Raw genomic sequence first — 15,328 nt, 5'->3', positions numbered from 1 at the left:
CGTTAACGCCGATAACTTATCTAATGTAAAGCTGTAGTTTGCGTATCGCATCAGATGAATCATTCGCCGAACCTTGAGCAGCCCCTCGTGCGCAGCTTCAGGGTCGGTCCCTACCTGCAGAATCATCTTCTCGGGGCGACGTCACCGTACAGACGCAGCCCGGACGCCGCGCCTGTAGGAGGCCTCATCGTACACCTCGACACGTTCTTGACCTGCATGAATCATCATTCCGCCTCATCTGATGCATCATTGAATCAGCAGGTGAAAGGGACTACCGAAGGCTTGCGATGCGCTTGGGCGGTCGCCCCTGCCAGCGCTTCGGGACGCGAACACGGCCGGAGCTGATACGCAGACCTTCCGCCAAACGATGCCGAGGTGCGCATACCGCGAACTCGACCCGTCCCGAACAGCTGACACGTCTGTCCACTATTGGCGATTCGCTGGACGAGGGCGCGGAATGACCGCGATTCGATATTGTGTCTTGGCGCGGGCTGCCCCGATCGCGCGGGTGCACACCGCGTCCCTGGCGGGCGATGACCCGGCCATCATGCTCACCGCGCCCATCCCGGCCACGGCCGAGGCCCTGCAGAAGTCCGGTCTGTCGCTCGACGACATCGGGCCCGGCGGGCCGGCTTCGGATCCGGCTTTGGCTTTGGCTTCCCCTCGACGATGTTCTCCGAATCCGTCGACTCCACCCGAAAAATTCCAGCCAAACTCGCCCAACCGAGTCCGCATCCTCCCGCGGCTGCCGATCAGCGCCTCTCCCCCGCCGCCACCCGAACGGCCGGGCTATCTCACCACCGGTCGGCGACACCCCGAGCCCGTATTGATTCTGTCCGAACTCGACACGACGATCGGCGAGTTCATCAGCGACAAGTATCACCACCGCACCCACCCGGAGATCTACGAGAGTCCGCACCGGGCCTGGCTCGGTGACGGGTGACTTTCTGGTACTTGACTTTACTGTAACGTAAAGCGGTATGGTGTGGCCCATGACACAGATAGAGCTGCCTCCCGTGATGGAGGTCACCTCGCTCCGGGTGCAATTCAGCGGAATTGTCGCCGTGGACGACGTGACCTTCGACGCCCGAGCCGGGCAGGTTCTCGGGCTCATCGGCCCCAACGGCGCGGGCAAGACCACGACCTTCAACGCGATCACCGGGATGGTCCCGTCCACGGGGACCATCGCCTTCAACGGGACCGAGATCTCAGGAATGCGAACCGAGCAGATCGCCCGACTCGGCATCGCCCGAACCTTCCAACACGCGGCCGTCGTCCCCGAGTTCACTGTCCGCGACAACGTCCTCATCGGCGCCCACCGGCATGGCCGCTTCGGCTGGATCCGCAGCGGGCTCCGCCTCGGTTCCGCGAAGGAGGCCCGTGAGGCAGCCGAGCGCGCCGACAGTGCCATCGAGAGGCTGGGCCTGCAGTCCATCGCCGATCGCACCTGCTCCGAACTGGGACTGCCCAACCTCAAGCAGGTCGAGCTGGCCCGGGCCATCGCCTTCGAACCGCGCGTCCTCCTGCTGGACGAACCGGCCAACGGGCTCACCCACTCCGAGGTCGACGAGCTCGCCGAGAAGATCGCCGGCCTGCACCGCGACAGCGACCTGTGCATCGTCCTGGTGGAGCACCACATGGGGCTCATCCGCGCCGTGTCGGACAAGCTCGTCGTCCTCAACTTCGGTTCCGTCCTGGCCCAGGGCGAGCCGAACGAGGTCTTGAGCCGAGCCGACGTCGTCGAGGCCTACCTGGGGGTGGGAGCGGCATGAGTGCACTCCTCGACGTCCGCGGCCTGAACGCGTCGTACGGAGCCATCCGGGTCCTCCACGGTGTCGACCTCAGGGTCGCCCCCGGGGCCATCACGCTTCTGCTCGGCGCCAACGGCGCCGGTAAGACCACGACGCTCCGCGCGATCAGTGGGACCGTCAAGGCCACCGGCTCCATCAAGTTCGAGGGCAAGGAGATCCTCGGCCGTGCGCCGTCCACAATCGCTCGCGCCGGCATCGCCCATGTCCCGCAGGGGCGCGGCACCTTCGCGGAGCTGTCGGTCCACGAGAACCTTCAGACCGGTGCGATCTTCCGCAAGGACCGAGCCGCCGCGACCAAGGAGATCGACCACTGGTTCGAACGGTTCCCTGTCCTGGGCAAGCGGCGCAGTCAGCCCGCCGGGTTGCTCAGTGGCGGCGAGCAACAGATGCTCGCCATCGCCAGGGCCATGCTCAGCGCCCCTAAGCTCCTCATGCTCGACGAGCCATCACTCGGCCTCGCGCCCAAGATCGTCCGCGAGATCCTCCAGTTCTTCGGGGAGATCAACCGGGAGTCAGGCATGGCGATCCTCGTTGTGGAACAGAACGCAGAACTCGCCCTTGAGTTCGCGCACCACGGGTTCGTCCTCGAAGTCGGACGCACCGCCCTCGCCGGTACGGCCGAGGAGCTCAGCGGTAACCCGGCCGTCCAGCAGGCCTACCTCGGAGGGGAGATCGCCAAATGAACGCCATTTTTAACGCCGACTACTTCCAACTCAACATCGTCCTGCAGAGCCTGATCAACGGCTTGTCCAACGGCGTCCTGTACGCCTTCCTCGCACTCGCCCTGGTCTTCATCTTCAAGACCTCCAATCAGCTGAACTTCGCCCAGGGCGAGATGTCGATGGTCGGGGCGTTCGTCGTCTTCACCATCTCCAGTCTCCTCGGCGTGAACGTGTGGGTCGCGATGCTGCTCGCCATGGTGGTGATGTTCCTCATCGGTGCCCTGGCCTGGCGGTTTCTGCTCAAACCGGTGCCACAAACCAGCTCCTACGCCCCGTTGATCGTGCTTCTGGGCCTCTTCCTCCTCTTCAACGCCGGAGCTGCGGCGATCTGGGGTACCGGCACCGAGCGGGGACTATCCCCGCTACCCAACGGCCTCGGTGACCAAGTCGAACTCCTCACCGGCGTCCCGGTCGTCCACATCACCTACTTCACGCTCGGCGGCATCGCCCTGCTGTTGGTGACCTTCACTGCGATCGAGCTGTGGCTGAACAAGACCAGGATGGGCCTGGCATACCGAGCGGTGACCTCCAACCCTGAATCGGCCACCTACCTCGGTATCAGCCGCACCCAGCTCCTCACCATCGGCTGGGGCCTCGCCGCCGCCATCGGCGTATTCGTGGGCGTGTTGTTCTCTCAGCAGGCCGGCATCCTCCACAACAACCTGCTGATCAACGGCCTACTCTTCGGATTCGCTGCAGCGGCACTTGGTGGATTCGACAGTCTGCCCGGCGCCCTTATCGGCGGCCTGGTGGTGGGGCTGCTCGAAGCGACCGTCCCCAGCGCCATCAACTTCCTCGGCCCGGAACTCAACGTCGCCGTCGCTCTGGCAGTGATCTTCCTCGTCCTCGTCCTCAAGCCCAGCGGTCTCCTCGGATCGGCAAAGGTGGTCAGACCATGAATTCCACGGCAACAGCGCCCGCACCACACGCGGGTGCGACCGGCGCCGCCCCAGTGCCGGCCCCGCAGTCCAGGACCAACAGACTCCGTGCCCTCGCGCGTCGGCCGTTCGTCACCGCCGGTCTGCTCGCAGTGGTGGCCGTCGCCATCGCGTTCGCCCGTCCCGACTTCGAGTTGATCAGCTTCTCCAAGGCGGTCGTGTACGCCGTGGCGATCCTCGGACTGTCTGTGGTCGTCGGATTCAGCGGTCAGCTCTCCCTCGCCCAGGGCGCTTTCGTCGGACTCGGCGCCTACACAGGCGCGATCCTCGTCGCCGACTACAACTGGCCCATCTTGGCGACCATCCCGGTGGCCGCGGTGCTGGGCTTCCTGGCCGGCTGTCTACTCGGCCTGCCTGCGCTCCGCGTCAAGGGACACTACCTCGCCACCATGACGCTCGGACTCGCCATCGTGTTCCCGATGATCATCAAGCGATACTCGGACTTCACCGGCGGAGCCAACGGCAAGTTGGCCCGCGTCGACCTGACGGCGCCCGAATGGCTCGCCCTCACAAACACCCAGTTCCGCTTCCTCGTCATCTGTGCGATCGCCGGGCTGTGCTTCCTGTTCGTCTCCAACATCGCCCGCTCGCGTGTCGGCCGGGCGATGGCGCTCATCCGCTCCAACGAGTCCGCCGCGCTGAGCAACGGCATCGCCGTTCGCAAACAGCGAGTCCTGGCCTTCGGTTACGCCGGCCTGCTCGGTGCCGTTGCCGGGCCGCTACTCATCATGGTTCTCGAGGTGGCGGGGCCGGACGACTACGCCCTGCTGTTCACGATCCTGCTCACCACCGGACTCATCGTGGGCGGCGTCAACAGTCTGTGGGGCGCGCTCATCGGCGGCGGCGTCATCGCCTTCCTCCCGTCCTTCACAGCGGACGTGGTCGGCGGGCCGCAGGCCAACATCCTCTACGCGATCGTCCTGATCGCGATGGTCTTCCTCCTACCTTGCGGGTTGGCATCGCTGCCGACTGCGGTCCCCGGCTGGATCGCCAGGTACCGCGAGCGCGGATCCGCGCGCACCTCCAGAACGGCCGCCCAGGCCTCCGATACCTCTACCTCCCCGACACCCTCAACCCAGGAGTGATGATGAAGAGCTTCACCAAGATGATCGCAATGTGCGCGGTCGGCGCCCTCGCCATGACCGGTTGCGCCCGCGGCGACTCCAGCTCCGAAGGCGGCACCGCCAGCGGACCGGTGCCCGCGGACTCCTGCCCGGCCGACGCCCTGGCCGCCGTGCCGGACGGCGAGCCGATCAAGATCGGCGTAAGCCTGGCGCAGTCCGGGCCGCTGGCCGTGGTCAACAACATCGCGCAGGCGATCGACGCGGTGTTCAAGGAGGCCAACGAGGCCGGCGGCGTCGAGGGACACCCCCTCGAACTAGTGGTCAAGGATGACGCCTTCGAAACCGCCCGCGCGGTCACCAACGTCCGGGAGCTCATCGACAGCGAACAGGTCACCGCGATGGTGGCACAGGTCGGAACCCCCCTGGTCGCCGCCACACAGCCGTTCGCTGAGGAGAGCTGCACCCCGCAGCTTTGGACCGCCACTGGTGTGTCCGACATCGCGGCCAACCCCGAGGCCCACCCGTTCACGACGGCCAACCTCATGCCGTACGAGACCGAAGCCGCGCTGTGGATCCGCTCGCTCACCGAGAGCGGCCGTGACGGCGGACGGATCGTTCTTGTGACCACGGACGACGACCGTGCAAAGGTGTTCGAGCAGGGCGTCCGCGACGCCGTCGAGGGAACGAACTTCGAACTGGTCGGCACCGAGCAGGTCGCCGCAGCCGCCCCGAGCGTCACTGCACAGATCAATGGGGCTATGGCGCAGAACCCGGATGTCGTCCTCCTGGGTACCAACACCACCGCATGCCCGCCGCTGATCACCGGTCTGCGCCGAGCCGACTTCGGTGGCCAGATCATCGTCAACAACACCTGCGCAGCCATGAAGTCCAACTTCATGCCCATCGGCGCCACCGCGAACGGCGTCCAGGTGCTCACCGTGACCGACGACCCCGCCAACCCGGTGACGGCCGAGGACCCGGAGATGCTCCAGTACCGCGAGACGCTAGGCAAGTTCGCTCCGCAGGCCGACGTCGACAGCTCCTACACTGCCGGCGGCTACCAGATCGGCAAGCTCATGCTCGACGTGCTCGAGCAGGCCGCCGGCCTGGATGGCGGCCTCAACCGGGTCAATGTCATGAACGCGGCCTGGACGATTGACACCGAGATCCCGATCGGTCCGGACGGCGCCAAGACCTCGCTCGACTGGGTGAACGATCCCAACTGGCGCGACGAGGTCCAGCTCATGGAGTACCAGCACGGGGAGGGCCTGAAGTCGGTCGTGGATGTTATATCCATCAACTGACAGCCTCTGAACCACCCTGAAAGGACCCACGACAGTGACTCAACAGACCCAGCCCGGTCGGCCCCGGAACGTCTCCACCGATGACGCGATACTGGAAGCCGCCGCGCTGCGGCTGAGCCGTGACGGCTACGAGCGCACCTCGATCGACCTGGTGGCCCGTGACGCCGGCGTGACCCGGCCCACGGTCTACCGGCGGTGGCCATCGAAGGACGAGTTGGTCATCGCCGCGGTCGCCAACCAGATCAAAGGCTCGGTCCACGAGCCCACGGGAGACCTGCGCCGCGACCTCATGGACCAGGCCGAGTCGCTGGTCGAACGCTGGTCGAGCAACCACTACGTCGGGATGCTCGGCACCGCGATCGTCGAACGCCGACACCACCCTGCGATCTACGAGCAACTGCTGGAGAAGCTCGTCGAACCTCGCCGTCGGCAGATGCGCGACATCCTCGAGACCGCTCAGACCAATGGACAGGCCCGCCCGGACCTCGACATCGAGGTCATCGTCGCCATGTTCGTCGGCTCGTTCTACGCCATGACCATCGCCGGTCGCTGGGAGGAGGGCGAGAACTGGGCCACCAGGCTCACCGACACCATCCTCGCCGTCATCGCCCCTCCCGAACCCCCTCACGAGTAAGCACCGTTTCGGCCCGGATCGGGCCCGAAGGAGAGCAGTACCATGTTCGAAGTCAACGACACCGTCTACATCGATGTCCCCGACGACGAGTCCATCGACAATCCGTGGCTCAAGGGACCCTGGCGCCCCCAGGGCCGCGAGTACGCGGTGAGCAGCGACGAGCTCGAGGTGATCGGCACGATCCCCAAAGACCTTGACGGACTCTACGTGCGCAACACCCACAACCAGGCGCTGCTGCCCAAGGGCGTCTACCACCCGTTCGACGGCGACGGGATGCTCCACGCGGTCCGGTTCCGCGACGGCAAGGCCGAGTACCGCAACGCGTTCGTGCGCACCACAGGCTTCCTCGCCGAGCAGGGCGCCAAGAAGTCCCTCTGGCCCGGCATCATGGAGCCGGAGAAGTACGAGCGTCGCGGCTGGGGATCGATGGGCGCGATGAAGGACAACGCCGGCACCGACGTCAAGGCGCACGCCGGCAAGCTCTACGCCACAATGTCCCAGGGTTCGGAGCCGTGGACCCTCAGCCCCACCACCCTCGAAACACTTGGTCCCAATACCAACTGGGCCAAGTTCGTCCCGGGCGGTATGGCCTCGCATTACAAGGTCGACAACTCGACCGGCGACATGATCTTCTTCAACTTCGCCGAGAAGCCGCCGTACCTAAACTACGGCGTGGTGAACAAGGAGGACAACCTCGTCCACTTCGTACCGATCGATCTGCCGGGCGCCCGCTGGCCCCACGACATCGGCATGACCGAGAACTACTCGGTCCTGCACGACCTGCCGTACTTCTTCGACGCCGACCTGCTGGAGAAGGGCATCCGCCGCGGCAAGTTCCACAACGACATCCCGGCGCGGTTCGGCATCATCCCCCGCTTCGGCCGCAGCGAGGACGTCCGCTGGTTCGAGGCCAAGCCGGCCTGGATCATGCACCTGGCCAACTGTTACGAACAGGGCGACTGGATCATCCAGGACGGCTGCATCTGGCCCGAACTGGTCAAGCCCCCGGTGGGCGGCACCGAGGCGCACGACATCTACGCACGCATCAAGCGCAACGTCGACGCCACAGCCACCGGCTCGCACATGTACCGGTGGATGTTCAACCTCAAGACGGGCGAGGTGCGGGAATTCCCGCTGGACGACGAGGTCACGGAGTTCCCCGTCATCTCCAACGACGTCCAGGGCCTGCCCTACCGCTACAGCTACAACGCCACGTTCCTGCCTGGAGAGTGGCTGCTCACCGGCCTCAAGCGCTACGACATGACGGAGGACAAGACCACCCGCCTCGAGTTCGGCGAGGGCCGCTTCGGCAGCGAGCCGGCCATCGCGCGGGGGCTTGACGCGACCGATCGCGAGGACGACGGCTACGGAATCACCTTTGTCACCGACATGGTCGAGGACCGATCGGAGGCGGTGATCTTCCGGCTCGACGACATGGAGTCGGGGCCGATCTGCCGGATCATCCTGCCCGAGCGGATCTCGGTGGGCACCCACGCCTGCTGGGTCGAAGGCGACCGCATCGAGGGCGAAGGGCGGGCGCTGGCCGTATGACCACCATCGTCTTTCTCCCCGGCCTCCACAACGACTCCCTAGTGTGGGACCCCGTGCGCCGCGCACTGCCCGAGCGCTTCGAGACGGTCGCGTTGGACTTGCCCGCCGTGCCGGACCTCGACGCGCTGGTCGACTCCGTGGCCGAGCAGGTGCCACCCGCGTCCGTGGTGGTGGGCCACTCCTTCGGCGGCGTCATCGCCATGCGACTCGCCGAGCGCCATCCGTCCCTGGTCGCGGGGCTCGCCCTGGTCAACAGTCCTGACGACGACGAGGACGCAGACTCGGCAGCCCAGCGCGTGCAGCGGGCTGCCGATCTTTCCGACGAGCAGTACGAACAGCTCGCCGTGGGCCGGATGAACCTGGTGTTCCACGGTGAGCGTGCCGATGACCCGGCGGTCCGCGAGGAGCGACTGCGCGGGGCCCGCGCATACGGCCCGCAACGGTTCGCCGCCCACGCGGTGGCTCTGGGCCAGCGACCGGACCGCGCACAGTTCCTCGCCGGACTCGACGTGCCGGTGCTGGTGGTGACCGCCGAGCACGATCAGGTCGTACCGACCGAGCGCCAGCGGGAATGGGCCCGTTCCAACGACGTCGAGTACGTCGAGATCCCCGACACCGCGCACATGCTGCCGTCGGAGGAGCCGGGCCTGGTCGCGGACGCGATCAGCGACTGGTGGCGTCGCGCCGAGGCCGGTCGCGGACTGGTGGCCACCACACTGCCCGAGGGGCCACTTCCGGACTACGAGGTCGCAGGCAGCGGAGACACCACACTGTTCCTCCTGCACGGCGCGTACGGCGACCGCTACTACTTCGAGGACTCGATCCGCCGCTGGACCGATGCGGGCCTTCGCGTCGTGGCGTGGACCTGCCCCGGCTACGGCGCCGGCGAGGAGGTCCCCGCCGGCTACGGCGTCCCGCTGCTCGCCGAGTACGCGGCGCGGCTGGTCCTGGCCGAGAAGACCCGGCACAACATCCTGCTGGGTCACTCCATGGGCGGCCTCATCGGCCCGCGCGTGCCGGCGCTGGTCGGCGACGCCCTGGACGGACTCATCCTGTCCGCAGCGTCCCCCGGCTTCACCAACCGGACCGAGGAGGACAAGGCCAAGTACCTCGAGGAACGGGTCGAGCCCATCACGAAGGGCGGCCTCACCGTCCCCGAGTACGCCACCGGGCTGCTGACCTCGATGATGGCCCCCGGCGCGTCGGGGGCTCAGGTCGACAAGGTCTTCGAGGTGGTGTCCGCCATGAGAACCGAGGCGTTCCTGGCGTCGATGCAGGCGATCACGGAATACAACTCCGTGCCGTCACTGAAAACCCTGTCGCTGCCCACGATCATGCTGCCGGGAACCCACGACCCGGCGTGCAAGGCCGAGGGCATGCGCCGCATGCGCGACATGGTCGACGGAGCCCGCTACCACGAGTTCGCGGACGCAGGCCACTACGCCTTCGCAGAATGCCCTGAGGAGTATCACGAGGTCACCATGTCGTTCATCCGCGAGGTCGTGCCCGCGTTCGACACGGAAGAAGGCCGGTGACGTGACCGATCTGCTGAACACCTCTGAGGCGACGGAGCGTCTGGCCACGGCTGCGTTGCCGGAGTTGATAACGGTGATCGACGGCGATTTCGTCGACGGGGCCGGAGAGCAGTTCACCGTCACCTCGCCGGTGAACGGCGCTGTGCTGGGCACGCCCCGCGCAACCAGCCCAGCACAGGTCGCAGCGGCGACCCGGGCGGCTCGCGCGGCGCAGACCGCCTGGGCGGGCACCCCGGCCGACGACCGCTCCCGCATGCTCATGCGGTTGGGCATGGCACTGATCGGGGATCTCGACCGGCTCGCGCACCTCATCACCCTCGACAACGGCAAAACCTATGGTGAGGCCGTGCTGGACGTGTATGCCGCGGCCGGGCTCCTGGAGTCCGCGGCCGGCTGGGCCACCCGGGTCAAGGGCACCACAATGGTCGAAGGCAGTGGCCTCGAGCGGCTGACGTGGCGCGACCCGGTGGGCGTGGTCGGAATCTTCATGCCCTTCAACGCCCCGCTCATGTTCTCCGCCCTCAAGGCCGGGGCGGCGATCGCGGCCGGCAACACCGTGGTGGTCAAGTCCCCTGACCAGAACCCGTACGCGGCCGCCGCGTTCGCCGAGCACGCGGCCGCCGTGGGCATCCCCGCGGGGGTGATCAACCTCGTCCAGGGCGGCGCAGAGGTCGGGCGCGCACTGGTGGAGGCCGACGAGATCGACATGCTCTCGTTCACCGGCAGCAGCCGGGTCGGCGTGATGGTGGGCGAGGAAGCCGTGCGGCGACACAAGCGGCTCATCCTGGAGCTCGGCGGCAAGTCGGCCAACATCGTCTACGACGACGCCGACCTCGACCAGGCGGTCACGGGCTCACTCGGCGCGATCTTCCGCAACAGCGGCCAACGCTGCTTCTCTGGCTCGCGACTGTTGCTGCAGGACGGTATCCACGAGGAGTTCCTCGGCCGCTACGTGGCGGAGGCCTCCGGGCTGAGAGTGGGTGACCCGTTCGACCCGGCCACCCAGGTAGGCACACTCATCACCCATCGCGACGTCGACCGCGTGCATCAGATCGTCGAGCGGGCACGGGCGCAGGGCGCCACGGTCCTGTGCGGTGGCGAGCCGGTCACCACGCCCGGCGGCGGCGCCCACTATCCGCCCACGGTGATCGACTGCACCGATGTGCCCGACGCCTCCGTGCTCAAAGACGAGGTCTTCGGCCCGGTCGTGGCCGTGCAGATGTTCTCCACCGAGCAGCAGGCGATCGAGCTGGCCAACTCCACCGAGTACGCGCTCGCCGGTGGCTGCTGGACTGGCGACATCGGACGCGCTCTGCGCACCGCCCGCGCGGTGGACGCCGGGATGTTCTGGATCAACTCGTACGCCGTGCACGGTGGCGTGGAGACCACCATCGGCGGACGGCGGGCCTCCGGGTTCGGCCAGGAGATGGGCGAGGAAGGCTTCCTCGCCTACACCAACGTCAAGAGCGTGCTGATCGATGCGCACGGCACCAGTGCCAAGGAGATGTGAGATGAGCCAGTACCGCAAGGCGCGCGGCGCCGTGGTGACCTCGGCCGGCGGGCCCGTTCAGGTCGTCCCCATCGAAGTGCCCGAGCCCATCGGCACCGAAGTGCTGATCGCGGTCGAGGCGTGCGGGCTGTGCCACAGCGACCTGCACTACATCGACGGGAGCTCCGGAACGGACTTTCCCTACCTGCTCGGACACGAGATCGTCGGCCACATCGATTCCGTGGGACCCCAGGTCACCGGGCTGGAACCCGGGCAGCGTGTCGTCGTCGCCCTCATGGCCCCGTGCGGTGAGTGCGACCAGTGCCGTCGCGGCCGCGCGTTGTCGTGCGTCAACAAGATCCGGCCAGCCCGGTCGGCGCGACTGGAAACGGGCGAGACGCTCACCTCCGTGTTGGCCGCGGGCGGCCTGGCCACGCACGTCACGGTCGAGGCGCAGCACGTCTCCCCCATCACCGAGGCCCTCCCCGACGAGCAGGCCGCGTTGCTCGGATGCGGCATCCCGACCGGCTACGGGGCTGTACACAACACGGCCGGCGTGGTCGAAGGCGACGCCGTGGCGGTGATCGGCTCCGGGGGCGTGGGGCTGGCCGCCATCGGAGCGGCCAAGGCGGCCGGCGCTGGGCGGATCCTCGCGCTGGATCTCAACCCGGACAAGCTGGAGGAGGCCAAGTCCTTCGGGGCGACCGAGGTGCACGTACCCGGCCGGGGCGATCTGCCCACCGGATTCGACACGGTCATCGACGCCGTCGGCGGCGCGGCCACCCTGCGCACGGCGATCTCCCTGGCCGGTAGCGGCGCGCGCGTGATCCTCTCGGGGGCGCCCACGCAGACCGAGGTCGCCGACTACGGCATGCGCGAAGTCTTCCTCAAACGCCTGCGGATCGAGATCTCGCACTGGGGCGACTGCCTGCCCGAGCGCGACCTCGCGGACATCGTCAAACAGGTCGAAGACGGATACTTCCCCATAGCGCGGTACGTCAGCGAAGTCGTGCCACTCGACGACTGCGCGGCCGCCTACGAACGGCTGCGCGAAGGCAAAGTCCTTCGCTCGGTGATCCAGATCAGCTAGCGGGTGTCTTCTACGCAGGAGCAGCTAGCACGACCCTCGCACTTGACGTGTTCCACGGCACCTAATGACAGAAGTCCCGCGACCGAGTCGGCCGCGGGACTTCCCGAAGGGTCAGCAAACCCAGATTAGCTTTGCAGCTAGAGATTAATGGAGAAGCATGTCTAGCAAGATCATGACCGCGGCCGAGGCCGTCGCGGACATCCCCGACGGGGCGTCCATCGCCGCCGGCGGGTTCGGCCTGAGCGGGATCCCGCAGATCGTCATCGAGGCCCTCGCCGCCCGCGACGTCGGGGACTTCGAGGTGTTCTCCAACAACGCCGGCGTCGACGGCAAGGGCCTCGGCATCCTGCTGGAGAGCGGCAAGCTCCGGCGCATCGTCTCCTCCTACGTCGGGGAGAACAAGGAGTTCGCCCGCCAGTACCTGTCCGGTGAGCTCGAGGTGGAGCTCACCCCGCAGGGCACGCTCGCCGAGCGGATGCGCGCCGGCGGATCCGGCATCGGGGCGTTCTACACCCGCACCGGCGTCGGCACGTTCGTCGCCGACGGCGGCATGCCGTGGAAGTACGACTCGTCCGGCGGGATCGCGGTGGCGTCCCCGCCCAAGGAGACCCGCGAGATCCGCGGCGAGACCTACGTGCTCGAGCAGGCCATCGAGGCCGACTACTCGCTGGTGCGCGCCGCGGTGGCCGACCGCAGCGGCAACCTCCGCTTCAACCTCACGGCCCGCAACTTCTCGCCGCTCGCGGCGATGGCCGGCCGGGTCTGCATCGTCGAGGCCGAGAAGATCGTCGAGGTCGGCGAACTCGCCCCCGACGACATCCACCTCCCGGGCATCTTCGTCCACCGCCTGGTGGAACTGACCCCGGAGCAGGTCGCCCAGACCAAGTGGATCGAGAAGACCACCACCAACCCGCCCTCGGAAGGACAGCGCTGATGAGCAGGATCGGACGCGACCGCAAAGCCATGGCCGCCCGGGCGGCGCTGGAGCTGGAGGACGGCCAGTACGTCAACCTCGGGATCGGCCTGCCGACCCTGGTCCCCAACTACGTCCCCGAGGGCGTCAACGTCACCCTGCAGTCGGAGAACGGACTGCTGGGCATCGGACCGTACCCGCACCCCGACGACGTCGACCCGGATCTCATCAACGCCGGCAAGGAGACCGTCACGACCCTTCCCGGCTCGTCGATCTTCGACTCGGCGATGAGCTTCGGCATGATCCGTTCGGGCAAGATCGACGTGGCTATCCTCGGCGCGATGGAGGTCAACCCGGCCGGCGACATCGCCAACTGGATGGTCCCCGGCGCCATGGTCAAGGGCATGGGCGGCGCGATGGACCTCGTGGTGGGCGCGCGCCGGATCGTCGTGGTCATGGACCAGGTCGCCAAGGACGGCTCATCGAAGATCGTCTCCGAGATCTCCCTCCCGCTGACCGGCCTGGGCTGCGTCAACCGGATCATCACCGAACTCGGCGTGTTCGACCGCGACGAGAACGGACTGACCCTCATCGAGATCGTGGACGGTGTGACCCTCGACCAGGTCGAGGCCGCCACCGACGCACCGTTCCAGGTGGCCGACGGACTGCCCGCTAGTTAAGGCAACGAGAGCAACGCATCAGCTCGGTTTCTGGATCGAGCCTGAGAAGGAAAAGGGAGCGACCGCAGCCTTGGCCCGCCGGTAACCAGACCTTATGTAGAGTCGAACCTCCAAGATGGTCGCCAGCGAGTGAATCCACTGGGCGGAGCTACCGGCCATGTCTGGCGTCAGTGGCGCTCTGGCCGTCGGGCCGCGTACTGTCTCGGCCAAGGTAACCCCGCGCCCGATGGCTTCGCCCATCGGTTCCTCTAGTGCGTGGGGCATGTTTATGTATCCCGGCACTACCGGTCGCACGATGCCCGTGTTCGTTCCGAGCGAGATCTTCCAGGACAATTCTCTTCCACCATTGCGTATCGGTGATGTCATCAGCCTTGTGCCTGTGTTCATCACCGAGCGCGATCCACGCGCCCCCGGCGCTTTCACTGCCCCCGTCACTGTTCGCCCGCGGTGGGGGCACGCCCCGCAGCCCCATCCTTACAACGACGCGACACTGCTCTGGCATTTCGAAGTGCTCGGCGACGGCTGGACCGCCTACTGGTCGCACGATCGCCCGGTGAGCGGGCGAATCCACCTCACCGGGCGTCTGATTCCCGATTTCGTGCGAGCGGTGGCAGGTCACCCCGGCGTGATGACCGGCAAGATACGGCGACTGCAACTAGTGGAGGAACAGTTCCGGGCCACTGATGCCGGACCCCGCCCAATCACCGGCACCGCCCAACTACGCGACCTGGGCCCGTCACCCGATCGCTACTGGCCAAACTGGAGGCGGATCTATACCAACGACGATCCGGTCCAAGAAACAGGCGTCCTGGTGGATCTCGACCTCGATGCCGTCCCCGATGACGTGACCGACTTCGAGGCCGGGGCAGTAACTGTCACCGGCACCGACGTGTGGGTCATGGATCGGGCCAATCCCCTACTTCTGCACGTGGATACCTCCCACTCCCCACCTCAGGTCGTGGAATACCTCCTACCACTGTCGATCGAACCACCACCAGACAAGTGGTCGCGCAGGGTCCATGCTGACCGCGACGGGTGCTGGATCACCTCCCCGGAGGAGATCGTGCGCTGCGCCCGACTCGGCCCAACCGAGCTGAGTGTGCACCGTGTGACCACCGAAGGCGGGGACTACACGATCGACTACGAGGGCCGCCTGTTCGTATGCACCTACCCACACCACTCGGTTCACGACCATCCCCAGTACGGATTCGTGCACATCGACCCAGACCAATATCCGGTGCGTGAACTCATCGACGGCGACCTAATCCCAGTCTTGGACGACTCAATCATTGCCATTGTGCAATCCCACAGGCGGCGAGCCGACCGAGTCGAGACCGCAGACGGAACCAAGTGGATCGCCGACGCCACCCTGACAGCTGAACTACCCGAGGGAACCGTTCACACCATCGACCTGGATCCCCGAACGCCGGGCCAGGTGCAGTGGATCCGCGAGGACCCGTCCCAGGATCCGGCGTTCATGGACCTTCCCCCGGAATCTGCCCCACACCCACGAGAAAACCCTCAAGCCGGGCGCATACTGCGAGCTAGGCGACGCTAGCGCTACGTTGCCCCAGTCGCTAGTTTCAAACGCCGCTAA

Annotated in this window: 13 protein-coding genes and 1 pseudogene; all 14 read left to right on the top strand. The window is 66.7% G+C overall.

The window, feature by feature from the left end; translation table 11 throughout:
- Positions 1–493: 493 nt before the first annotated feature.
- Positions 494–619: pseudogene (locus DCI01S_RS16895) on the top strand (acetyl-CoA C-acetyltransferase); the annotation flags it as partial.
- A 373-nt stretch (positions 620–992) separates the two neighbouring features.
- A complete protein-coding gene (locus tag DCI01S_RS14140; RefSeq protein WP_109149116.1) occupies positions 993–1,772 on the top strand; it encodes an ABC transporter ATP-binding protein in 780 nt (259 codons plus the stop codon).
- Positions 1,769–2,494: an ABC transporter ATP-binding protein gene (locus DCI01S_RS14135; RefSeq protein WP_061229819.1), complete on the top strand. Its 726-nt coding sequence runs from the start codon at positions 1,769–1,771 to the stop codon at positions 2,492–2,494. The genes DCI01S_RS14140 and DCI01S_RS14135 overlap by 4 nt, the downstream gene beginning before the upstream one ends.
- Positions 2,491–3,432 (top strand): branched-chain amino acid ABC transporter permease, encoded by a 942-nt coding sequence (locus DCI01S_RS14130; protein ID WP_061229818.1) that lies wholly within the window; start codon positions 2,491–2,493, stop codon positions 3,430–3,432. Before DCI01S_RS14135 ends, DCI01S_RS14130 begins: the two co-directional genes overlap by 4 nt.
- A complete protein-coding gene (locus DCI01S_RS14125; protein ID WP_082767840.1) occupies positions 3,429–4,556 on the top strand; it encodes a branched-chain amino acid ABC transporter permease in 1,128 nt (375 codons plus the stop codon). Before DCI01S_RS14130 ends, DCI01S_RS14125 begins: the two co-directional genes overlap by 4 nt.
- A complete protein-coding gene (locus DCI01S_RS14120) occupies positions 4,556–5,839 on the top strand; it encodes an ABC transporter substrate-binding protein (RefSeq protein ID WP_082767839.1) in 1,284 nt (427 codons plus the stop codon). Before DCI01S_RS14125 ends, DCI01S_RS14120 begins: the two co-directional genes overlap by 1 nt.
- A gap of 34 nt (positions 5,840–5,873) precedes the next feature.
- On the top strand, positions 5,874–6,473 hold the full coding sequence (locus tag DCI01S_RS14115) for a TetR/AcrR family transcriptional regulator (RefSeq protein WP_061229815.1): 600 nt from the start codon (positions 5,874–5,876) through the stop codon (positions 6,471–6,473).
- A gap of 42 nt (positions 6,474–6,515) precedes the next feature.
- A complete protein-coding gene (locus DCI01S_RS14110; RefSeq protein ID WP_061229814.1) occupies positions 6,516–8,024 on the top strand; it encodes a carotenoid oxygenase family protein in 1,509 nt (502 codons plus the stop codon).
- Positions 8,021–9,559, top strand: coding sequence for an alpha/beta fold hydrolase (locus DCI01S_RS16890; RefSeq protein WP_082767838.1), 1,539 nt, complete (start codon positions 8,021–8,023; stop codon positions 9,557–9,559). Before DCI01S_RS14110 ends, DCI01S_RS16890 begins: the two co-directional genes overlap by 4 nt.
- A gap of 1 nt (position 9,560) precedes the next feature.
- Positions 9,561–11,069: an aldehyde dehydrogenase family protein gene (locus DCI01S_RS14100; protein ID WP_061229813.1), complete on the top strand. Its 1,509-nt coding sequence runs from the start codon at positions 9,561–9,563 to the stop codon at positions 11,067–11,069.
- A gap of 1 nt (position 11,070) precedes the next feature.
- Positions 11,071–12,138 (top strand): alcohol dehydrogenase catalytic domain-containing protein, encoded by a 1,068-nt coding sequence (locus tag DCI01S_RS14095; RefSeq protein WP_061229812.1) that lies wholly within the window; start codon positions 11,071–11,073, stop codon positions 12,136–12,138.
- A 157-nt stretch (positions 12,139–12,295) separates the two neighbouring features.
- On the top strand, positions 12,296–13,072 hold the full coding sequence (locus DCI01S_RS14090) for a CoA transferase subunit A (protein WP_061229811.1): 777 nt from the start codon (positions 12,296–12,298) through the stop codon (positions 13,070–13,072).
- The gene (locus DCI01S_RS14085; RefSeq protein WP_061229810.1) at positions 13,072–13,731 is read left to right on the top strand and encodes a 3-oxoacid CoA-transferase subunit B; all 660 of its coding nucleotides are present in this window, start codon (positions 13,072–13,074) and stop codon (positions 13,729–13,731) included. Before DCI01S_RS14090 ends, DCI01S_RS14085 begins: the two co-directional genes overlap by 1 nt.
- Before the next feature lie 295 nt (positions 13,732–14,026).
- Entirely contained in the window at positions 14,027–15,289 is a 1,263-nt protein-coding gene (locus DCI01S_RS17325; RefSeq protein ID WP_153038696.1) for a hypothetical protein, read from the top strand.
- The last annotated feature ends 39 nt before the right edge of the window (positions 15,290–15,328 follow it).

It is taken from the genome of Dietzia cinnamea NBRC 102147, assembly GCF_001571065.1.
In the GTDB taxonomy this organism is placed as follows: Bacteria; Actinomycetota; Actinomycetes; order Mycobacteriales; family Mycobacteriaceae; genus Dietzia; species Dietzia cinnamea.
This window is presented reverse-complemented; position numbering and strand designations above follow the sequence as displayed.